The following is a 20,270-nucleotide window of genomic DNA, read 5'->3' on the forward strand; positions in this document are numbered from 1 at the left end:
TTAGCGAGACCCCGTCTGGACCGAGCACCGCAGGTTGCCCGCAGCGAAGCGCAGGGACGCAGCAACCAGGGTCGCCTTTTCTTTTGCTTACTTTTCTTTTGGCGAAGCAAAAGAAAAGTGAGTAGCCGCCGGGCTACCCCCGGCCAGCAGGCCTAAGGAAGGGACCCGCCGTCGGAACAAGCAAAACCTATCCTTGCCCTGAAGCCTCAGTAACCTCAGCCTTCTTCACCACCCTCACCTCCGGCGAGAGCTGCCAGAAGATCCCCGCCGAGGCCAGCGTGATCAACCCCATCGCGGCAAACGTCGCCTGGAAGGAGTGCAGCGTCTGCACCGCTTCGGCGGCGCCGAAGAAACCCGTGAAGGCGGCCAGCACCGCGCCGGCGGCGGCCACGCCCATGCTCATGGCCAGCATCTGGACCATGGACAGCAGGCTGTTGCCGCTGCTGGCCATGCTGCTGTCGAGGTCGCGCAGGGTGACGGTGTTCATCGCGGTGAACTGCATGGAATTGACCGCGCCGAAGCAGGCCAGTTGCAGGATGTGCAGCCACAGCGGCTGGGCCGGCGTGACGAGCGCGAAACTGGCCATGGTGAAACCCACCAACGCGGTATTGGTCACCAGCACCCGGCGGTAGCCGTAGCGCGTGATCAACGGCGTGGTGACGCGCTTGACCAGCATGCTGGCCACGGCGACCGGCACCATCATCATGCCGGCCTGCAGCGGCGAATAGTCCAGGCTGACCTGCAACAGCAAGGGCACCAGGAAGGGCATGCAGGAGCTGCCCAGGCGCGAGAACAGGTTGCCGAGCAGGCCTATGCTGAGCGTGGGAATCGAAAACAGCTTGGGTGAAAACAGAGGGTCGGGCCGCCTGGCCGCATGTAGCCAGTAGGCGGTGAGGCTGGCCATGCCGAACACCAGCAGCACCAGCACGCTGGCCTGCTTCAGGCCCAGGCCCGACAGTCCGTCCACCGCGAGCGAGACGGCCACCATGCCGAAGGCCAGGAACAGATAACCCGGCAGGTCAAAGCGCGGCACCTGCATCCGCGGGTTGTCCTGCATATAGAACACCGTCGCCACCCCGCCCAGCAGCCCCACCGGAATGTTGATGAGGAAGACCCAGTGCCAGGTGGCCACCTCGACCAGCCAGCCGCCCAGGGTGGGGCCTATCAGCGGGCCGATCAGGCCGGGAATGGCGATGAAACTCATGGCCTGCAAAAAACGCTCGCGCGGAAAGGCACGCAGTACGGCGAGCCGGCCCACCGGCAGCAGCAGCGCCCCGCCCATGCCCTGCACCACGCGCGCCGCCACCAGCTGCATCAAATTGCCGGACAGCGCGCAGGCAATCGAGCCGACGACGAACAAGGAGATCGCGCCCACATACACGCGCCGCGTGCCGAAGCGGTCGGCGATCCAGCCGGAGGCGGGAATCAGCATGGCCATGGTGAGGGAATAGGCCACCACCACCGACTGCATGCGCAAAGGGCTTTCGCCGAAACTGCGGGCCATGGCCGGCAGGGTGGTGTTGACGATGGTGGCGTCCAGGGTCTGCATGAAGAAGCCGATGGCCACCAGCCAGAGCAGCACACGCAATGATTTTTCTTCTGCCTGCATGGATGAGAGATGAAAAAGGGCGAACTTGGTTCAGCGCATTGAACAGATGAAAGATTGGACCAGACAGCAAAAAGCCGCCTCGAGGGCGGCTTTTTGAGCGGGGTGCGGGATTCGCCTCAGGCCGAGAAGCTGGAACCGCAGCCGCAGGTGCTGGTGGCGTTAGGGTTCTTGATGACGAACTGGGCGCCTTCAAGGTCGTCCTTGTAGTCGATCTCGGCGCCCACCAGGTACTGGTAGCTCATGGCGTCGATCAGCAGGGACACGCCGTTCTTGGTCATGGTGGTGTCGTCTTCGTTGGTGATTTCATCAAAGGTGAAACCATACTGGAAGCCGGAGCAGCCGCCGCCCTGGACGAACACGCGCAGCTTCAGGTCGGGATTGCCTTCTTCGGCGATCAGCTCAGCCACCTTGGAGGCGGCGCTGTCGGTGAAGACAAAAGGCGCGGGCATTTCGGTCTGGATATTTTCGGCAACGGCACTCATGGGAACTCCAATACATCATCAAGCGAACATCGTCCGCGATTCGGGGCTGCAGGCTATGGCGGCACTGATAGGCAAATAGTACAGCAATTCAATCAACCATAACGCCCATGCGTGTTAGGCGCAGCCATCTATTTGTGAGCGCTTACTCTCAAAATCCACCCGGCAGGCTTAGATATTGTTGGCCGCCAGCTTGAGCGTGGGCTTTTCTTCCAGCTCCGGATGCGTGGTGGGACGCAACTGTCCAAAGATGACGGCGCCCTGGTGCATTTCAAGCGCTTTGTAGGACACGTCGCCCTCGATCTTCGCCTTGGGCTGCAGCTCGAGCAGCTCGGAAGCATGCACGGGCCCCATGACGCGGCCGTTGATGATGACGTGGTCGGCGTGGATATAGCCGGTCACGGTGGCGGACTCGCTGATCACCAGGATGCTGGAGCTGCCTTCGGCGGCCCGGATGTCGCCTATGACCTCGCCGTCTATGCGCAGGCCGTCGGTGAACTTCAGGTTGCCTTCAATACAGCTGCCCTGGGCAATCAGGCTTTTGATGGGCGGCTGTTTCTTTTTTCCAAACATACAAAAATTCCTGTGCTGGGTCGGTGTGCAATGGGCGGGATGGCTGGGGGAAATTCATTCAAAGCTTGAAGGTCTGGGAAGATCTGACCGCTGTTCCCTCAATGACCTTAGCTGTAACACTTTGTACCACGGCTTGGGGGGGCAAGTCGAGGACACCCTCCACACGCCGGTACTGTTTGAACTGTAAAGTTTGCGGCCCTCCGGGCAAAGTCATGCTCCAGGGCTTGCCGGCCTGGGTTCCGTGGACGGTCAGGTCGAGTTTTCCGTTGAAATTCGGGGCGGCCTTTTCAGCCTGGATGACCAGCACCTGCCACTTGAGCTGGGTGTCAGACAGCCTTTCGGCCTGCAGGCTGCGTATGGTTGCCACTTCGGCGCTACCGGCCGGCAGCAGCTTTTCAAAAAAGCCCAGGTCGTCGCGCAGGCTTCGGTTGTCCGCTTCCAGCTGCCGGATCTGGCTCATCATTTTTTCCTGGGCGGCTTTTTCGGCGGTCAACAGGCTGCCTGAGGTGTTGGCGATGGACTGCGCCTTGTCGCGATCCGAGCGCAGGCTGGCCAATTCCTGCCGCAGCAGCACCAGTTCTTCCTTGCTGCCCGTGTCCGTGCCGGTGATGCCCTTGCCGAACTCGAAGGCCCACAAGGCGATGGCACCGGAAAAGCCGAGCATCAGGGCGCCGGCGATCCAGCGCAAGGGCCAAGGGAGCGAGCTGCGCACCGACATGCGCGGGGAACTGATGGTCAGGCGACGGCGAAACAGGCGAAATTTCAAAAAAGGGCCCTGCTGTTTTCGGTTCGGGGAGCGTGCATTGTGCACGCAGACGAGGCCCAGAAAGGGTATTAATCCCCACAATACCGGTAAAGCCACAGTAAGGGTTTGCATCCGGGTTTGCCGGACGGACGGCCCATGAAAAAAGCCGCCAGGCTTGCACCAGGCGGCTTTTTTGGGGAGCAAAGCGGATTTAGCGCTTGCTGAACTGCTTGCGACGGCGAGCAGAACGGAAACCGACTTTTTTACGTTCGACTTCACGYGCATCGCGKGTCACRAAGCCAGCYTGGCTCAGGGCCGGCTTCAGCGTTGCGTCGTAATCGATCAGCGCACGGGTGATACCGTGGCGCACCGCGCCGGCCTGGCCGGACTCGCCGCCGCCGTGGACGTTGACCATGATGTCAAACGTCTCGACGTGGTTCGTCAGAAACAGGGGTTGGCGGCAGATCATGATCGAGGTTTCACGACCGAAGAACACCTGGATGTCACGGTCATTGATCGTGATCTTGCCGGTGCCTTTTTTGATAAACACACGGGCGACGCTGGATTTGCGACGGCCGGTGCCATTGTTCCATTCACCAATCATCAATAGCTCCTTAGATGTCCAGCACTTTGGGCTGTTGGGCGGTATGCGGGTGCTCTGCACCACCGTACACCTTGAGTTTCTTGATCATGGCGTAGCCGAGCGGGCCCTTGGGCAGCATGCCCTTGACGGCTTTTTCCAAAGCGCGGCCGGGGTGCTTGGCTTGCATGTCGCGGAAGTTGGTGGCAGTGATGCCGCCTGGATATCCGGAATGGCGATAGTAGATCTTGTCGGTCGACTTGGCGCCGGTGACGCGCAGCTGGGCTGCGTTGATGATGACGATGAAGTCACCGGTATCGACGTGAGGCGTATAAATGGCCTTGTGTTTGCCGCGCAAACGGAGAGCAACTTCGCTGGCTACTCGTCCGAGGACCTTGTCGGTCGCGTCAATCACAAACCACTCGTGCGTCACGTCAGCGGGTTTTGCGCTGAACGTTTTCATGAGTTTTCTTTCGAAAAAATGGTTTGTCGGGTTCTTTTCTGCGGTCGGTGTTCTTCTGATGAGAACCTCTTAGGCAGTATTGTTTAGCCTCTGCCGCGGAACCACTAGGCGCTGCAGAGCCAACGATTATATGAAAAATCAAGGACTTGCGTCAATATTCGGCTGCTTTTAAGGCATTTCCCCCCGGCAAGAAGGTAGGATAGGCCCATGTTTTCCTATCGCCACGCCTTCCACGCAGGCAACCACGCCGACGTGCTCAAGCACACCACGCTGATCGCGTTGATGAAGTACCTGACCCAGAAAGACACGGCGCTGACCGTGATCGACACGCACGCCGGCGCGGGCCTGTACCGGCTGGACGGTGATTACACCGAAACCAGCGGCGAGGCCCAAGAAGGCATTTTTCGCCTGCTGTCCGAGCCCAAAGTGGCTGCAGCCCCCGCCAAAAAAGCGCCGGCTGCTAGCAAAACCGCAGCAGCCGGCGCGGCCAAACCCGCCGCTGCCCCGGCCTGGGCGCCGGCGCTGCAGGACTACATTGACCTGCTGCGCGGCCTGAACCCGCAGTTCGCCGAAACCGGCGACCTCGCCCACCTCAAGATTTACCCGGGCTCGCCCTTCATCGAGCAGCAATTCCTGAGCGGGCGCGACAAGCTCAAGCTGTTCGAGTTGCACCCCACCGATTTCAAGTCGCTTTCCGGCAACATCGAGCAGCTGGGCGTAGGCCGCCAGGTGGCGGTTGCCCGCGAAGACGGCTTTGAAGCGCTCAAAACCTTTTTGCCCCCGCCGGCCCGACGGGCCATGGTGCTCTGCGATCCCAGCTACGAAATGAAGAGCGACTACGGCCGCGTGGCCACCTGCATGGCCGACGCCCTCAAGCGTTTTGCCACTGGCACCTATGTGGTCTGGTACCCCATCATTCCGCGCCCCGAAGCGCACGATTTACCACGAAAACTCAAAACCCTGGCCGTCAAAAGCGGTCGCAGCTGGCTGAATGCGGCTTTAACGGTGAAATCGAGCAAGTTAACGACAGATACAAGCGGCGAAGTGATTCGCCCCGGGCTTCCCGCAAGCGGCATGTTCGTCATCAACCCGCCCCACACGCTCAAAGCGGAGCTGCAAGCGGCCCTGCCGCAGATGGTGGCGTTGCTGGGCCAGGACCGAAACGCGGGCTTCACGCTCGAACACGGCGGCTGAAGCGCACGGGGCAAGCGCCTTGCGGCGCCGAGGCTAGCGGGTTTGCAGCGCCGCGCGCGCATGTTTTCCTGTCTTTACCGCCGCGGTGAGTTGTGGCAAGGTTGCCTGTCACCTTTCCCGCACCCGCAGCCCCCACTCTTCTGATCTTTCACCGGCGTTTTTACGACCCTCATGCCCGTTCAGGCACATCCGACCTCCCCTGCCCTGCCCGGCACACCCGGCAGCGGCTCGGGCGTTGACTACGCGGCTTCGGCGGACGAGGAATCCATGGAAGCCGAAATCGCGCGGCAGGTCGCGCTGCGCACGCGCGAGCTGGGCGCCTCGCTGGCGCGCTACCAGACCATGGTCGACCTGGCGACCGAGAACATCTGCGTGGGCCAGGGCGGCCTGCTCCGTTTCGCCAATCCGCCCTGCCTGGCCTTGCTGGGTACGCAGGCCGGCACCATGGCCGACCGGCTCATGATCGAGTTCATCCATCCGGACGATCGCGAGTTTGTCTCCGGCAAGCACCAGTTGCGCGCCGCCGGCAATGTCGTCCCAGCCTTTGAAGCGCGATTCCAGCGCGACGACGGCACGGTTTCCTGGGTGGAAATCAACGGCGTGCTGGTGGACTGGGAGGGCGCACCCGCGGACCTGTTTTTCCTGAAGGACGTCACCGAACGCAAAAGGCTGGAGGCCCTGACCCAGTCCGCCGCCGAGCGCTACCGGGCGGTCGTGGAAAACGTCAACGACACCATCCTCGTGGTGCAAAAAGGCATCGTCCGTTTTGCCAATGCCAGCGCGCAGGAGCTGTTCGGCTGCGCGCTCATCGGCCTGCCTTCGCTGCACCTGATACATCCCGACGACCGGCCCATCGTGCAGCAGCGCCGCGAACTCATGCAGTCGGGCACCATGGTCAGCGCCTATGAGGCCCGTTTCATCACGCCGCCGCGCGAAGCCATGGCGCAATCGCTGCGCACCGGCTGGGCCAGCATCTACGGCACGCGCATCGAATGGGACGGCGAGCCGGCCCTGCTGGTGCTCATGTCCGACATCAGCGAACGCCGCCGGCTCGACCAGGAACTCAAGAGCGCGCTGGTGCAGCGCGAGGCCATCCTGGAGACCACCGCCGTCGGCGTGACCTTCCTGAAGGCGCGGCGCCACCAGTGGCTGAACCGCACGCTGGCCGCCATGCTGGGCTACAGCCCGGCCGAGCTGCTGGGCCAGGAAACCCGGGTGCACTATCCCGACGACGAAGAGTTCGAGCGCCTGGGCGCGCTGGCCTACGCGCAGATCACGCAGACCGGCCTGTTCTCGGCCGAAGCCCGCATGCGCCGCAAGAACGGCGAACTGATCTGGGTGCAGCTGGACGGCTCGGCGCTGGACCGCAGCCGGCCCGAGGACGGCTCGGTCTGGACCTACGTGGACATCACGCGCCGCAAGGAAGCCGACGAGGAAACCCGGCGCGCTTTGGTGCGTGAGCGCGAACTGGGCGAGCTCAAGACTCGCTTTGTCTCCATGGCTTCGCACGAATTCCGCACGCCGCTGGCAACCATTCTGTCCTCGGCCGAACTGATAGAGCACTACGGCGAAAAAATCACGCATCGCGAGCGCCAGGACATCATGGCCGACCTGGTGGTCGCGGTGAAGCGCATGCAGGGCATGCTCGAAGACATGCTGACCGTCGGCCAGGCCGATGCCGGCAAGCTCAGGCTCAACCTGCGGCCGGTGGACATCGCGGCGCTGTGCCGCAAACTCGTGMCCGAGGTGCACACCAGCGACGCCGGCCAGCATGCCATCGAGTTCGAGGCGCCGGTCGGCCACGACGCTTTTTCGCAGCTGGTCATGCTCGATGAGCGGCTGATACGCCACATCACCAGCAACCTGTTGACCAACGCCTGCAAGTATTCCGCCCCGGGCAGCGTGGTGGTGCTGACGCTGGGCGGCGGCAAGGACGAGCTGGTCCTGCAGGTCAGCGACGAAGGCATTGGCATCCCGACCGCCGACCTGCCGCGGCTGTTCGAGAGCTTTCACCGCGGCTCCAACGTCGGCAACCGCCAGGGCTCGGGCCTGGGCCTGGCCATCGTGAAACACGCCGTCGACCTGCACCACGGCAAAATCGAAGTGGCGAGCACGCCAGGCGCAGGCACCCGGTTCACGGTCAGCCTGCCCATCTCCCGGGGACAAACATGACACTGATTCTGATCGTTGAAGACGACGACGCCATCCGCAGCAACATCGTGCGCCTGCTCAAGCTCGAGGGTTTTGAGACCGCCGCCGCATCCGACGGCGTGCAAGGCCTGGCGCTGGCCCGCGCCAGCAAGCCGGACCTGATCATCTCCGACGTCGGCATGCCCGGCATGAACGGCTTCGAGCTGCTGGCCACCCTGCGCGCCGACCGCGACATGGCCAACACCCCCTTCATGCTGCTCACGGCGCTGGACGATCGCGACAGCATGCGCCGCGGCATGACTTCCGGCGCCGACGACTACCTGTCCAAGCCCTTCAGCCGTGCCGAGCTGCTGGACGCCGTCAATGCCCAGCTCAAGAAAAAAGCGCGGGTGCGCGAAGCCATTGATTCGGAAGTGGCCGCCGGCGAACAGCGCCTGCGCGCGGCCTTCTCCAACCGCATCAGCGGCGACCGGCCCGACTCGGTCCCCGTGGACATTCCCGCCACGGCGCAGACCGAAGAAATTTCCAGCGCCACGGTGCTGGTTGCCAGCATCCGCAATTTCACGTCCATCGCCGAAAAACTCAGCGCCGCCGAAGTTTCGCAATTGCTCACCGAATACTTCGAACGCGTCTCCGAACCCGTGCTGAAGAACAGCGGCCGCCACATCAAGTTCATCGGCGACGGCCTGATGGCGGTGTTTTCGGACACCATGACGGGCTCGCCGCTGCCGGCTCCGCGCCGGGCGATTTCCGCCGCCCTGGCCATGGCGCTGGCCACGCATGAATTCCGCGACTGGCTGGATGAACGCTTCAGCGCGCGCGCGCTGCCGCCCTTTGCCATGGGCGTGGGAATCCACAGCGGCGCCGTCACGCTGTGCCAGCTCGGCACGCAGCAGAACAAGGAAGTCACCCCCGTCGGCGAAACCGTGACCCTGGCCGCGCGACTGGAAAGCGCGTCCGAGGAAATGGGCTGGACGGTCATGGCCAGCGAAGAGGCCCTGGGCCTGGCCGGCACCGGCATACAGACCGGCGTCCACACCTCGCTGGTGGTGCCGGGCAAGAACCTCGCCATCGACGTGGTGGAAGTGATCGGCCTGGTCACCACCATGGAGGACAAGATCCACGGCATGGCCAGCCTGACCGAGCGCGCCAAGGAGATCAGCGACGCGGTGCGCGCCAATTCCGACATCACCGCGCGCGCCGTCAAGGGCGCGCTGGACTCCAAGCTCTCGGCCCTCAAGGATCTGCGCTTCGACGCCAGCACCGAGCCGGTGCGGCTCAAGGGCTACCGCATCACGCGCAAGATAGGCGCGGGCGGCATGACCGAGGTCTACCTCAGCGAGCGCGAGTCCGACGGCCTGCCCATCGTGCTCAAGGTGCTGGACTCGCGCGGCAAGGAAGCCTCCGAACACCTGGTGCGCTTCATCCAGGAATACGCCCTGCTGTGCAAGATAGACCATCCGCACGTCATCAAGATCTATGACCAGGGCTTCACCGACGAGCATGCCTACATCGCGATGGAGTACTTCGAGCGCGGCGACCTGCGCGGCCTGTTCGGTCCCAGCCTGGCGCGGCCGCAGGCGCTGATGGTCGCGCGCGAAATCGCCCAGGCCCTGTCGGCCATCCACGCGCACGGCATCGTGCACCGCGACATCAAACCCGAAAACGTCATGCTGCGCGCCGACGGCAGCGTGGCGCTGGCCGACTTCGGCATCGCCAAGTCCATGCTGCAATCGCAGAACATGGGCCTGACGCAGACTCACCACGGCGATGTGGTCGGCACGCCCTATTACATGAGCCCCGAGCAAGCCACCGGCCGCAAGGTGACGGCGCTGTCCGACCTCTACAGCCTGGGCGTGATGCTGTTCGAGATGCTGGCCCATCGCAGGCCTTACATCGCCGAGTCACTTGAGCTTCTGCTGGCCAAGCACCTGAACGCCGAGACCCCCGCATTGCCGGCCCCGCATGCGGACCTGCAAGGCATCGTCAACAAGCTGATGGCCAAAAGGCCCGAGCAGCGCTATGAATCGGCCGAGGCGTTTTTGCTGGAACTGGAAGCCGTGGCGCCCGCGCCAGAAATCAGTTTGTAGCGCTAGTATTTGAGGGCAGTGCTCTTGCCCCAAAACACACGATACGCAAAGACCGTGTAGCCGATGATCATCGGCAGCACCACCGCCGCCCCGGCCAGGATCACGCCCATGGCTTCGGGCGCGGCGGCGGCTTTCCAGATGTCCAGGCTGTCGATCACCAGCCAGGGAAACAGGCTGTAGGCCAGGCCGTAGAAGGCCAGCATGAACACACCTACCGTCGCGCCGAAGGGCACCCAGGCGCCGTATTCATTGCCCTGCGCCAGCCGCACCGGCAGGCGCTGCAGGCTGCGGAAGATCACACCGAACAGCACCAGCGTGGCGGCCGGGATCGGCAGCAGCAGCACGATGTTGGGAAAGGAGAACCACTTGTTAAAAATACTGTGGCTGACCAGCGGCGTGGCAATGGAGATCGCAGCCACCCCGGCCATGGTGAACCACAGGCTGGCACGCGCCCAGCGCACCGCGCGCAGTTGCAGCTCGCCCTCGGACTTGATGATGAGCCAGCCCGCGCCCATCAGGCAGTAGGCCGCCACCAGGGACAGGCCGATCACCGCGTTGAACACGATGGTCCACCAGTTGCTGGCAAAACCGGTGACCAGCGAGCCCAGCATATAGCCCTGTGACCAGCTCGCCAGCAGCGAGCCGGTGTAGAACATGCGGTTCCACAGCGGCTTGTGGCTGGCGCGCGCCTTCACCCGGAAGTCGAAGGCCACGCCGCGCAAGGTCAGGCCTATCAGCATGAAAGCCACCGGCAGGTAGAGCGCGCCCAGGATCACGCCGTGCGCCAGCGGAAACACCGTGAGCAGGATGCCAACGCCCAGCACCAGCCAGGTYTCGTTSGCATCCCARAACGGGCCKATGCTGGCGATCATGGTGTCCTTGTCCTCGTCGCTGGCTCGGCGCATCAGCACGCCCACGCCGAGGTCGTAACCGTCCAGGATCACATAGGCCAGCATCGCCAGCCCCATCACCACCAGGAAAACGATCGGCATCCAGCCGGCGGCTTGCGTCAGGTCGGGGGCAAGATCAAGCATGGGATGCTCCTTCCTTTTCGGGATAGTTCACGACGTTGAGTTCTTTTTCGGTTTCGCCCGCGGTGTTGTCGTCATCACCGAAAGGCTTGTCCGCATGCTTTCTGTGCCGCGCGAGGTAGAAGACCACCGACACATAAGACGCCAGCAGCACCGCGTACAGCGCGAGATACAGCGACAAAGTCAGCGCGATGCGCGGCGCCGGTACCTTCGAGGCCGCGTCGGCCGCCGTCAGCACACCAGTCACCAGCCAGGGTTGCCGGCCGATTTCGGTCACGTACCAGCCGGCGACCAGCGCGATCCAGCCCGCGAAAGTCATGGCCACCAGCAGGCGGGCATGCCACACCGTCAAGGTGCGCGCCGGGTCTTTCTTCCACGGTGCCAGCTGCAGCACGCTGGCCCAGCTGACCAGCAGCATCAGCACGCCCACACCGACCATGATGCGGAAGGCCCAGAACACCGGCGCCACGGGCGGGTGCTTGCCCTCGAACTGGTCCAGGCCCTTGACCTCGCCGTCCATCGAGTGCGTGAGGTAGAGCGAGGCCAGCTTGGGGATCGCGATTTCATAGCGGTTGGCCTTGGCCTTTTCGTCCGGCAAGGCGAACAGAATCGCGGGCACGCCTTTTTCGGTTTTCCAGATGCCCTCCATCGCCGCCAGCTTGGCCGGCTGGTGCTCCAGCGTGTTGAGGCCGTGCTGGTCGCCCGCGACAATCTGCAGCGGAATCAACATCGCGGCCATGTAGATACCGGTCTTCAGGCCGGCCATCACTTCGGCCCCGCGGTCGTTGCGCAGCCAGCGGTAGGCCGAAATTCCGGCCACCAGAAAGGCCACCGTGAGTCCGGAAGCCAGCAGCATGTGCGTGAGCCGGTACGGGAAGGAGGGGTTGAAGATGACTTCAACCCAGCTCGTCACATGCGCCTGGCCGTTGATCATTTCAAACCCGGCGGGCGTCTGCATCCAGGAGTTGAGCGCCAGGATCCAGAAGGCCGACAGCGTGGTGCCGCCCGCCACCAGCAGGGTGGCCACGGTGTGCATGGTCTCGCTGACGCGTTCGCGCGCGAACAGCATCACGCCCAGCATGGTGGCCTCCAGGAAGAAAGCCGTCAGCACCTCATAGGCCAGCAACGGGCCGGCGATGTTGCCGACCTTCTGCATATAGCCCGGCCAGTTGGTGCCGAACTGGAAGCTCATGGTGATGCCGCTGACCACGCCCAGCGCGAAGGTCAGCGCGAAAATCTTCACCCAGAACTGGTAGGCGTCCATCCAGAATTGGTCCTGGCTTTTGACGAAGCGTAGCTTGAAGTACAGCAGCACCCAGCCCAGCGAGATGCTGATGGTCGGGAACAGGATGTGGAAGGTGATGTTGGCCGCGAACTGGATGCGGGCCAACAGGAATGCGTCAAGTCCGTCCATCGTCAACTCCTGGTGTCATCGGGAAGGTTGGCAGGCAGCGCTGCGGGTGATGCGGGCGCTTCGGAAGGCTGAGCCGCCACTGTGGTGGATGGCGCGCGGCCTGTCAAACCGGCCTTCATGGTGCTGGCGACCTTGTCCTTCATCTCCAGCAGCTTCTGCACCTTGGCGCCCATCTTCATGAGGCTCATCAGGGTCGCCGAATCCATTTTCTGCACGTCGGCCAGCCAGCCCGTCATGAGCTCGATCAGGTCGTGCATCTGCTTCATGCGCGCCTGGGCGTGAATGTCGTCCGCATGCGAGGGGTGCTCCATCAGCGCATCGCGCAGCATGGACAGCGTCGGGTCGATCTCCCGCTTGCGGCGCTCTTCGGCCAGCGTGCGGAAGATGGCCCAGACGTCTTCAGGCGCCTGGAAATACTCGCGCCTGTCATTGGGCAGGTGCTGCAAGCGCACCAGGTTCCAGGACTGAAGCTCCTTGAGCCCCATGCTGACGTTGGAACGCGAGAACGCCAGCGCCTCGCCGATTTCGTCGGCATTGAGGGCGCGCGGCGACACATATAAAAGGGCATAAATCTGCCCCACGGTGCGGTTGATGCCCCAGCGGCTGCCCATTTCACCGAAATGCAGGACAAAACGCTGGGTTAAGGGGGGCAGGTTCATGGCGCCGGGCCTCTTTGGTTTATTGAATTTTCAGGAATTACTGAAATTCTAATAAATTGAAACAGTTTGCGCCAGTCAGTGCTGATTGACCCTGCGCGGCTGTCGGATGCGCCGGGCACATTGCGGATTGAATTCAGCCAAGCAAGCCGGGCGCAATATGGTCATACTGGCCCGCCCAAACCACAACACCTCAAAAAGGATTCCATGCGCCACACCACCACCGCCCTCGGCTTTGCCGTCACACTGGCCTTTGTGGCCGGAATCGCGTTGTCACCGCTGGCCCAACGCGCCTTGCCCGATGCGCATGCGCAAGCCGTGCCCCTGGCGCCGGCGATGATTGACCTTGCTGCGCTCAAGCACAGCGAGATTCCCCCCACCCCAAACCCCGAAATGAACGCCAGGGGACTGGTCATCACCGACAACGCCACCATCGGCATTCAATCCGGCAACGTGGCAAAACACATTCACCCGAAAACCGACGAGATCCAGTACATCATCGAAGGCAGCGGCGCGATGTGGCTGGGCGGCGAACGCAAGGAGTTCAAGCCGGGCACGCTGATCATCATTCCCAAAGGCACGGCACACGGCGGTACGCTGGTGACCAGCGGGCCCGTCAAGGCGCTTGCCATCAAGATCCCGCCGCAGCCCAGAGACGACGTGACCTTCGTGAATTGAGCAACTGAGCGGGCGCGCCCGCAGCCAGCAGCGTTTTAGCGTGAAGTGCGGGGCGCGGCGGGGCGCCGCCGTACAGGCGGGCGCTTCCTGGCGGCCGGCGGCGTCACCGCCACCTCAGGGGTGGACTCCGGCACCAGCAACACCACTTCCTTGAAGCCCAGGCCCAGCATGCCCAGCTCCTCGGCCGCCGCGCGGCTCAGGTCGATGATGCGGTTGCCGGCATAGGGGCCGCGGTCGGTGATGCGCACGTCCACGTCGCGGCCGTTGACCAGGCTGTGCACGCGCACCAGGGTGCCGAAGGGCAAGCTGCGGTGGGCGGCGGTGAATTCGCGCATGTCAAAGCGCTCGCCGCTGGCAGTGCGCCGGCCGTTGAAGCGCGGGCCGTACCAGGAAGCCGTGCCGCGCTGGAACTCGCGCGGTACTTCGCCACCCAACAGTTCGGGGCGCGGCCGTTCGCTGAGAGGGACAGGCGCCGCTACGTCATCAACGGCCTGGCCGGGCGCGTCGTGCTGCTGCGCCGCGGCGGGCCGGGGCGTTGCCGTGCGCGAAGCGGGGGATGTGGCCGGCGCCGTTGTGCAAGCCGCCAGCAGCGCCAGCAAGGCTGCCGCGCCGGCGGCACCGGCAAAACGCATCACACCCTGGCGCATGGGGTGGCCCGGGCTCAGGCCCGTTGCTGCAGCCGCCCGATGATTTCGGTCGTCGCCGCGGCCTGGTTCATCGTGTAGAAGTGGATGCCGGGCACGCCCGCGGCATACAGCTGCTCGCACAGGCCGGTGATCACGTCCAGGCCGAAGCTCTTGATGGACGCGGTGTCGTCGCCAAAGCCCTGCAGGCGCAGGCGTATCCAGCGCGGGATCTCGGCGCCGCAGGCGTCGGAAAAGCGCATCAGCTGCGTGGAACTGATGATGGGCATGATGCCGGGCACCACAGGCACGTCCACGCCCAGGGCCTGCGCGTCGTCGACGAAGCGGAAGTAGGCGTCGGCATTGAAGAAATACTGCGTGATGGCCGAGTCGGCACCGGCCTTGACCTTTTTGACGAAGGCCTGCAGGTCGGCGTCGGCCGATCGGGCCTGGGGATGGACCTCGGGGTAGGCCGCCACCTCGATGTGGAAAGCGTCGCCGGTTTCCTCACGGATAAAGGCCACCAGGTCGCTCGCGTAATGGAACTCGCCGCCGGCGCCGTAGCCGCTGGGCAGGTCGCCGCGCAGCGCCACCAGGCGCTTGACGCCCATGGCCCGCAGCGTGGCCAGTTGTACGCGCACCGTGGCCTTGGTCGCGCCCACGCACGAGAAATGGCAGGCCGCGGCCACGCCTTCGTCGAGGATTTCCTTCACGGTGCCGAAGGTGCCATCCTGCGTGGAGCCACCGGCGCCGAAGGTGACCGAGCAGAACTCGGGCTTGTGCGCATACAGCGCCTGGCGCGCCACGCGGAGTTTCGCCGCGCCTTCGGGCGTCTTGGGCGGGAAGAATTCAAAGCTGAGGGGCAGGTTCATCACGTATCTCTCACTCGTTGTCGGTTTTTTTGTCGCGCCGTTTGCCGCGCGCGGGGCCGGGCTGGCCTGCATGCGCGAGTTCGGAGTCTTCGTGCGGCGCGCGGGAGGCGCGCATTTCGGCGCGCGGCACTCGCTTGGCGACCTTGCGCTGCGGCGCGGCCGGCAGCGGCTGGTCTTCACCCGCGACCTCATCGCCTTTGACGGCCTGGATGAAAAATTCGCGGTTGCCGTCACCGCCTTCAATCGGCGAGGCCAGCCAGGCTTTCACTTCAAGCCCCAGCGCCGCGCAAGCATCACGCAAACGCTTTTCCACGAACTCGAAGTGGGCAGGGTCGCGCACGATGCCACCCTTGCCGATCTGGCCGGGCTGCAATTCAAATTGCGGCTTGACCAGCATCAGCAGGTCGCCGCCGGGCTTGAGCAGGCGCACCACCGCGGGCAGCACCAGCGTCAGCGAGATAAAGGACAGGTCGCCGGTCAGGAAGTCGAAGTCGGCTTCGATGGTCGGCGTTTCGTCGCCTTCGTCGCCAGCATCGAAGTCATCCGAAAAATCCATGTCGCCGCTATCGCCCGCATGGCCGGCCACCAGGTCGGCGGCCGTCATGGAACGCGCATTGACGCCTTCGATGCAGACCACGCGCGGGTCTTCGCGCAGGCTGGCATGCAGCTGGCCGTGGCCCACGTCCACCCCCACCACCTGCACGGCGCCGTGCTGCAGCAGGCAGTCGGTGAAGCCGCCGGTCGACTGGCCGATGTCCAGGCAGCGCAGGCCGGCCACGGACAGGCCCGTGGCCTTGAGCGTGCCTTCGAGCTTGAGCCCGCCGCGCGAAATGTATTTGGCTTCCGTGGTGTCCAGCAGCTGAAGCTCCGCGCCTTCCGGAATCTCGTCGCCGTTCTTGGCGACTTTTTTCCAGGGCGCCTCCGCCTCCGCACGCCACTGCACGCCCGATGCAATCAGGCGCTGGGCCTGCGAGCGGGTGGCGGCATGGCCGTGGTCGACGAGGAAGAGGTCAGCGCGCATGTAGCTCCATGGAATAGGCGTCTTCTACTCCCTCTCCCTTTGGGAGAGGGTTGGGGTGAGGGCCAGCGGCCTCAAAAAATCCTTGAGGGCAAATAAACGCCGTCGGCCCTCACCCCTGCCCTCTCCCAGGGGAGAGGGAGGAATACCGCCGCCACTAATTAATAGCGGTAGGTGTTGGCCTTGTACGGGCCGGCCTTGCTGACACCGATATAGGCCGCCTGCTCATCGCTCAGCTCGGTCAGCACCGCGCCGACCTTCTTCAGGTGCAGGCGCGCGACCTTTTCGTCGAGGTGCTTGGGCAGCACGTAAACCTTGCCCACTTCATAGTCGGCCTGCTTGGTGAACAGCTCGATCTGGGCGATCGTCTGGTTGGCGAAGCTGGACGACATCACGAAGCTCGGGTGGCCGGTGCCGCAGCCGAGGTTCACGAGACGGCCCTTGGCCAGCAGGATGATGCGCTTGCCGTCGGGGAAGATCACGTGGTCGACTTGCGGCTTGATCTCTTCCCAGGTGCATTTCTCGAGCGCGGCGACGTCGATTTCGTTGTCGAAATGGCCGATGTTGCAGACGATGGCCTGGTCTTTCATCTTCGCCATGTGGTCGTAGGTGATCACGTTCTTGTTGCCGGTGGCGGACACAAAAATGTCGGCCTTGTCGGCGGCGTATTCCATGGTCACGACCTTGTAGCCTTCCATTGCGGCCTGCAAGGCGTTGATCGGGTCGATCTCGGTCACCCACACTTGTGCGCTCAGTGCGCGCAGGGCCTGGGCCGAACCCTTGCCCACGTCGCCGTAGCCGGCCACCAGGGCGACCTTGCCGGCCACCATCACGTCGGTGGCGCGCTTGATCGCGTCGACCAGGGATTCGCGGCAGCCGTAGAGGTTGTCGAACTTGGACTTGGTCACCGAGTCGTTGACGTTGATGGCGCGCAGGGCCAGCGTGCCCTTGGCCGACATTTCATTGAGGCGCAGCACGCCCGTGGTGGTTTCTTCGGTCACGCCGATGATGTTCTTCAGGCGGCGGCTGTACCAGGTCGGGTCTTGCGCGAGCTTGGCCTTGATTGAGTTGAACAGGCAGATCTCTTCTTCGCTGGTCGGCTTGGAGATCAGGCTCGCGTCTTTCTCGGCCTTGGTGCCCAGGTGCATCAGCAGCGTCGCGTCGCCGCCGTCGTCCAGGATCATGTTGGGGCCTTCTTCAGGCGTGCCTTTGGCGCCGCTGAATTCAAAGATGCGGTGGGTGTAGTCCCAGTAGTCGGCCAGGGTTTCGCCCTTGATGGCGAACACCGGCGTGCCGGCGGCGGCGATCGCGGCGGCGGCGTGGTCCTGCGTCGAGAAGATGTTGCACGAAGCCCAGCGCACGTCGGCGCCCAGGGCCTGCAGGGTTTCGATCAGCACGCCGGTCTGGATCGTCATGTGCAGGGAACCGGTGATGCGCGCGCCCTTCAGCGGCTGCGCCTTCGCGAACTCTTCGCGGATGGCCATCAGGCCGGGCATCTCGGTCTGGGCGATGTTCAGTTCCTTGCGGCCCCAGGCGGCAAGCGAGATGTCGGCAATGATGTGGTCGGTGGAAGGTTTCAGGACGGCGCTCATACGGTTCTCCAATAATCAGACGTAGTAACTGGGCAAAATCGCCACGGGCATGCGGCTTCAAGAAAGGGGGAATTCAGTCATTCACCCGGCTTGAGAGAGCACATGCGGGTGAGCGTGGTTGCAATGAAGTCCTGAGCCTGGTCCACGTGGTGTGGCTTGCAACGCTCCTCAGGAAGCCACGATTGTAATTCCATTTCCAATTCAAAGCGATAGGTCGTTGCACCGCCTTGCCGTGCTGTAGCACTGTCTGCGGCGGCGCGCCTACTCTCGCTTCGAATGGAAAACGGAATTACCGCCCCGGGGCCCGCTCAGCCTTTGAAAGCCGCGAGCAAGAGCCGTGCGAAAATTTCACCATGCAAGAATTTTCCCGCTGGCCTGTTACAGAGCGCCGCCGCATTACAGGCGTCTTCACCGATATCGACGACACACTGACCACCGAGGGCGAGATCACCCCCGATGCGCTGGAAGCTTTGGGTGAACTGAAAGCCGCCGGGTTCAAGATCGTGGCCATCACCGGCCGCCCGGTCGGCTGGAGCGAACCCTTCGCGGCGCGCTGGCCCGTCGATGCCATCGTGGCGGAGAACGGCGCGGTGGCCCTGCTGCCCGATGCGGCAAGCGCCACGCCTCGGCCGCTGGCCAAAATCTACCAGCAGGATGCGGCCACACGCAGCGCCAACTTCAGCCGCATGCAGGCCGTGCTGGCGCGCATAGAACGCGAACTGCCGGGCGTGCAACGCGCCACCGATTCACCGGGCCGCGAGACCGACATTGCCATCGACCACAGCGAATTCACGCAACTCAGCGACGCGCAGATCGCCGCCGTCGTGGCGCTCATGAAAAGCGAGGGCATGCATGCCACGGTGAGCAGCATCCACATCAACGGCTGGTACGGCAGCCACAACAAGCTCGAAGGCGCGCGCTGGATTGTTCGCCAGCTCTGGCAGCGCGACCTGGATGCCGAACTGGATCAATGGGTTTATGTGGGCGACTCCACCAACGACCAGCTGATGTTCAAGACCTTTGCCAACAGCGTCGGTGTGGCCAACATCGCGCGTTTTGTGCCGCAGCTGGCGCACCTGCCGCGCTATGTGACGCGCGGCGAGCGCGGCGCAGGCTTCACCGAAGTAGCCCGAGCCCTGCTGGATTAGTTAGCGGCTGGCGCGCCCGCGCGGCGCAGCGAAGTCCAGCGCAGCCAGGCGCCCAGCGCGGCCACGGCCAGCACCAGGCCCGCATAGCCCTCGGCCGTGGCCGGCAGGCCCAGCGGCGCGATCAGCCGGCCGGCCAGCATGGCGGGCACGCTGAACGCCAGGTAGCTGGTGGCGTACAGCGCGGCGAACAGTTCGGCGCGTTGCTGCGGCTGTGCCAGCGGGGCCAATGTCTGGACCTGGGCCGAGAAAGCCGAGCCGCCGCCGAAACCGGCCAAGGCCGTGCCCGCGAAAAACAGCGCCACCGAATGCGTGGCCAGCGACACGGCCACCCCGCCGGCGCCCACGGCCAGCAAAGCCATGCCCAGGGCGCTCATGCGCACGGGCGACAGGCGGCGGAGCAAAGTCGGCGACACGGCGCCCAGGCCGAAAAAAGTCGAAATGGCCAGCCCGTTGACGATGCCGTTGTGGATGCCGAAGATCTGCTGCAGCATCGAAGGCACCAATGAGAGGTAGAGGCCCGCGAAGGACCAGACGGCCAGCATCGTCGGCACGCCGCGCACAAACTCGGCGCGCGCCTGCACGGGTATCGAAATACGCGGTACCAGCGAAGCCAGCGCACCGGGGCGCGGCGTCGCACTTTCGGGCAGGAACAGCGTCGCCACCGCACCCGTAATACAAATGGCGGCCAGCACGCCGAACACCAGCGGCACCGGGTGCAGCGCGAACTGCACGGCGATGCCGGTCAGCAGAGCACCCACGGCCAGGCCCGCCAGCGGCGAGACGCTGCCTATCATCGCGCCCAGGCGTTTTTGCGCGGCAGGGGCCGCTTCCACCACCGCCGCCGTCAGCGCGCCGCTGACCATGCCGGTCGCGATACCCTGCACGACACGCGCCGCGATGATGCCGTTGATGCTCTCAGCCAGCAGAAAGGTCAGCATCGCGCCGGCCTGCAGCAACAAGGCGGTAAACACCACGGGGCGCCGGCCTATGTGGTCAGACAGCGAGCCGGCCACCAGCAAGGAGGCCAGCAGCGCGATCGCGTAGATCGCGAACGCCACCGTCAACAATGCCGGCGAAAAGCCCCACTGCTGCTGGAACACGACAAACAGCGGCGAAGGCGCGCTGCCCGCCACGAAGAACGCGAACAGCAGGACGGCCAGCAGCGGGAAAGCGGCGGCGGGTGGCAGTTGCCAGCGGGCGCCCGTGGCGGAAGATGGGGCTTGCACAGAGGGGGCGGGTGCGGTCATGGGAAACGCTCAACTTTCTTGAAACTCTTAAAGCAAATTTGTTTGCGTTTGTGAATTCTACGCCGACTTTTAAATTAACGCAAACATCGTTGCTTTAAGATAAACTC

General features: G+C 63.9%; 19 protein-coding genes and 1 riboswitch. Of the genes, 5 read left to right on the plus strand and 14 right to left on the minus strand.

Annotated elements, in window-relative coordinates:
• Positions 1 to 187 precede the first annotated feature (187 nt).
• The 6 genes from mdtD to rplM form a co-directional block, all read right to left on the minus strand.
• A complete protein-coding gene (gene mdtD, locus AC1D1Y_RS01715) occupies positions 188 to 1,609 on the minus strand; it encodes a multidrug transporter subunit MdtD (protein WP_477680834.1) in 1,422 nt (473 codons plus the stop codon).
• A gap of 116 nt (positions 1,610 to 1,725) precedes the next feature.
• Positions 1,726 to 2,091 carry an iron-sulfur cluster insertion protein ErpA gene (gene erpA / locus AC1D1Y_RS01720; protein WP_122955163.1) on the minus strand — a complete coding sequence of 122 codons (366 nt, stop codon included), beginning with the start codon at positions 2,089 to 2,091 and terminating at the stop codon, positions 1,726 to 1,728.
• Between the two features lie 168 nt (positions 2,092 to 2,259).
• Complete coding sequence (locus AC1D1Y_RS01725) at positions 2,260 to 2,661, minus strand: bactofilin family protein (RefSeq protein ID WP_436156070.1); 402 nt, start codon at positions 2,659 to 2,661, stop codon at positions 2,260 to 2,262.
• A 58-nt stretch (positions 2,662 to 2,719) separates the two neighbouring features.
• Positions 2,720 to 3,427 carry a DUF6776 family protein gene (locus AC1D1Y_RS01730; protein WP_477680835.1) on the minus strand — a complete coding sequence of 236 codons (708 nt, stop codon included), beginning with the start codon at positions 3,425 to 3,427 and terminating at the stop codon, positions 2,720 to 2,722.
• A gap of 190 nt (positions 3,428 to 3,617) precedes the next feature.
• On the minus strand, positions 3,618 to 4,010 hold the full coding sequence (gene rpsI, locus AC1D1Y_RS01735) for a 30S ribosomal protein S9 (protein ID WP_007867568.1): 393 nt from the start codon (positions 4,008 to 4,010) through the stop codon (positions 3,618 to 3,620).
• Between the two features lie 10 nt (positions 4,011 to 4,020).
• Complete coding sequence (rplM, locus tag AC1D1Y_RS01740; RefSeq protein ID WP_007867557.1) at positions 4,021 to 4,449, minus strand: 50S ribosomal protein L13; 429 nt, start codon at positions 4,447 to 4,449, stop codon at positions 4,021 to 4,023.
• A 207-nt stretch (positions 4,450 to 4,656) separates the two neighbouring features.
• Here rplM and AC1D1Y_RS01745 point away from each other — a divergent pair, with 207 nt between their 5' ends.
• From AC1D1Y_RS01745 to AC1D1Y_RS01755, 3 genes are all read left to right on the plus strand, one after another.
• Positions 4,657 to 5,643, plus strand: coding sequence for a 23S rRNA (adenine(2030)-N(6))-methyltransferase RlmJ (locus AC1D1Y_RS01745; protein ID WP_477680836.1), 987 nt, complete (start codon positions 4,657 to 4,659; stop codon positions 5,641 to 5,643).
• A 171-nt stretch (positions 5,644 to 5,814) separates the two neighbouring features.
• Positions 5,815 to 7,815, plus strand: a complete 2,001-nt coding sequence (locus tag AC1D1Y_RS01750) for a sensor histidine kinase (protein ID WP_477680837.1) — start codon at positions 5,815 to 5,817, stop codon at positions 7,813 to 7,815.
• The gene (locus AC1D1Y_RS01755) at positions 7,812 to 9,884 is read left to right on the plus strand and encodes a protein kinase domain-containing protein (protein WP_477680838.1); all 2,073 of its coding nucleotides are present in this window, start codon (positions 7,812 to 7,814) and stop codon (positions 9,882 to 9,884) included. The genes AC1D1Y_RS01750 and AC1D1Y_RS01755 overlap by 4 nt, the downstream gene beginning before the upstream one ends.
• Before the next feature lie 2 nt (positions 9,885 to 9,886).
• On the opposite strand, the gene AC1D1Y_RS01760 is transcribed toward AC1D1Y_RS01755, so the two are convergent.
• From AC1D1Y_RS01760 to AC1D1Y_RS01770, 3 genes are read right to left on the minus strand one after another with little or no spacing between them, the layout of a single operon-like run.
• A complete protein-coding gene (locus tag AC1D1Y_RS01760; RefSeq protein WP_477654995.1) occupies positions 9,887 to 10,918 on the minus strand; it encodes a cytochrome d ubiquinol oxidase subunit II in 1,032 nt (343 codons plus the stop codon).
• The gene (locus AC1D1Y_RS01765; protein WP_477680839.1) at positions 10,911 to 12,329 is read right to left on the minus strand and encodes a cytochrome ubiquinol oxidase subunit I; all 1,419 of its coding nucleotides are present in this window, start codon (positions 12,327 to 12,329) and stop codon (positions 10,911 to 10,913) included. Before AC1D1Y_RS01765 ends, AC1D1Y_RS01760 begins: the two co-directional genes overlap by 8 nt.
• Positions 12,330 to 12,331: 2 nt before the next feature.
• Entirely contained in the window at positions 12,332 to 12,988 is a 657-nt protein-coding gene (locus AC1D1Y_RS01770) for a GbsR/MarR family transcriptional regulator (RefSeq protein ID WP_477680840.1), read from the minus strand.
• 204 nt (positions 12,989 to 13,192) lie between these two features.
• On the opposite strand from AC1D1Y_RS01770, the gene AC1D1Y_RS01775 reads away from it, so the two are divergent.
• Positions 13,193 to 13,663, plus strand: coding sequence for a cupin domain-containing protein (locus tag AC1D1Y_RS01775; RefSeq protein ID WP_477654998.1), 471 nt, complete (start codon positions 13,193 to 13,195; stop codon positions 13,661 to 13,663).
• A gap of 35 nt (positions 13,664 to 13,698) precedes the next feature.
• On the opposite strand, the gene AC1D1Y_RS01780 is transcribed toward AC1D1Y_RS01775, so the two are convergent.
• The 4 genes from AC1D1Y_RS01780 to ahcY all read right to left on the minus strand — a co-directional run bounded on the left by AC1D1Y_RS01780 (position 13,699) and on the right by ahcY (position 17,768).
• Positions 13,699 to 14,310 carry a septal ring lytic transglycosylase RlpA family protein gene (locus AC1D1Y_RS01780; protein ID WP_477680841.1) on the minus strand — a complete coding sequence of 204 codons (612 nt, stop codon included), beginning with the start codon at positions 14,308 to 14,310 and terminating at the stop codon, positions 13,699 to 13,701.
• A gap of 14 nt (positions 14,311 to 14,324) precedes the next feature.
• Positions 14,325 to 15,158 carry a methylenetetrahydrofolate reductase [NAD(P)H] gene (gene metF / locus AC1D1Y_RS01785; RefSeq protein ID WP_477655000.1) on the minus strand — a complete coding sequence of 278 codons (834 nt, stop codon included), beginning with the start codon at positions 15,156 to 15,158 and terminating at the stop codon, positions 14,325 to 14,327.
• A gap of 10 nt (positions 15,159 to 15,168) precedes the next feature.
• Entirely contained in the window at positions 15,169 to 16,179 is a 1,011-nt protein-coding gene (locus tag AC1D1Y_RS01790) for a TlyA family RNA methyltransferase (protein ID WP_477680842.1), read from the minus strand.
• A gap of 158 nt (positions 16,180 to 16,337) precedes the next feature.
• Entirely contained in the window at positions 16,338 to 17,768 is a 1,431-nt protein-coding gene (gene ahcY, locus AC1D1Y_RS01795) for an adenosylhomocysteinase (protein WP_477655002.1), read from the minus strand.
• 103 nt (positions 17,769 to 17,871) lie between these two features.
• A riboswitch (S-adenosyl-L-homocysteine riboswitch) is annotated at positions 17,872 to 17,944 on the minus strand.
• A gap of 177 nt (positions 17,945 to 18,121) precedes the next feature.
• Here ahcY and AC1D1Y_RS01800 point away from each other — a divergent pair.
• Positions 18,122 to 18,916, plus strand: coding sequence for an HAD family hydrolase (locus AC1D1Y_RS01800; protein ID WP_477680843.1), 795 nt, complete (start codon positions 18,122 to 18,124; stop codon positions 18,914 to 18,916).
• On the opposite strand, the gene AC1D1Y_RS01805 is transcribed toward AC1D1Y_RS01800, so the two are convergent.
• Positions 18,913 to 20,163 (minus strand): MFS transporter, encoded by a 1,251-nt coding sequence (locus AC1D1Y_RS01805; protein ID WP_477680844.1) that lies wholly within the window; start codon positions 20,161 to 20,163, stop codon positions 18,913 to 18,915. The genes AC1D1Y_RS01800 and AC1D1Y_RS01805 overlap by 4 nt on opposite strands.
• Between the last annotated feature and the right edge of the window lie 107 nt (positions 20,164 to 20,270).

Source organism: Polaromonas sp. P1_G1, assembly GCF_056405595.1.

Coding starts and splice junctions, on each gene's coding strand:
- mdtD (WP_477680834.1), bottom strand. CDS start 1,609: ATGCAGGCAGAAGAAAAATCATTGCGTGTGCTGCTCTGGCTGGTGGCC.
- erpA (WP_122955163.1), bottom strand. CDS start 2,091: ATGAGTGCCGTTGCCGAAAATATCCAGACCGAAATGCCCGCGCCTTTT.
- AC1D1Y_RS01725 (WP_436156070.1), bottom strand. CDS start 2,661: ATGTTTGGAAAAAAGAAACAGCCGCCCATCAAAAGCCTGATTGCCCAG.
- rplM (WP_007867557.1), bottom strand. CDS start 4,449: ATGAAAACGTTCAGCGCAAAACCCGCTGACGTGACGCACGAGTGGTTT.
- AC1D1Y_RS01745 (WP_477680836.1), top strand. CDS start 4,657: ATGTTTTCCTATCGCCACGCCTTCCACGCAGGCAACCACGCCGACGTG.
- AC1D1Y_RS01755 (WP_477680838.1), top strand. CDS start 7,812: ATGACACTGATTCTGATCGTTGAAGACGACGACGCCATCCGCAGCAAC.
- AC1D1Y_RS01765 (WP_477680839.1), bottom strand. CDS start 12,329: ATGGACGGACTTGACGCATTCCTGTTGGCCCGCATCCAGTTCGCGGCC.
- AC1D1Y_RS01770 (WP_477680840.1), bottom strand. CDS start 12,988: ATGAACCTGCCCCCCTTAACCCAGCGTTTTGTCCTGCATTTCGGTGAA.
- AC1D1Y_RS01775 (WP_477654998.1), top strand. CDS start 13,193: ATGCGCCACACCACCACCGCCCTCGGCTTTGCCGTCACACTGGCCTTT.
- AC1D1Y_RS01780 (WP_477680841.1), bottom strand. CDS start 14,310: ATGCGCCAGGGTGTGATGCGTTTTGCCGGTGCCGCCGGCGCGGCAGCC.
- metF (WP_477655000.1), bottom strand. CDS start 15,158: ATGAACCTGCCCCTCAGCTTTGAATTCTTCCCGCCCAAGACGCCCGAA.
- AC1D1Y_RS01790 (WP_477680842.1), bottom strand. CDS start 16,179: ATGCGCGCTGACCTCTTCCTCGTCGACCACGGCCATGCCGCCACCCGC.
- ahcY (WP_477655002.1), bottom strand. CDS start 17,768: ATGAGCGCCGTCCTGAAACCTTCCACCGACCACATCATTGCCGACATC.
- AC1D1Y_RS01800 (WP_477680843.1), top strand. CDS start 18,122: ATGCAAGAATTTTCCCGCTGGCCTGTTACAGAGCGCCGCCGCATTACA.
- AC1D1Y_RS01805 (WP_477680844.1), bottom strand. CDS start 20,163: ATGACCGCACCCGCCCCCTCTGTGCAAGCCCCATCTTCCGCCACGGGC.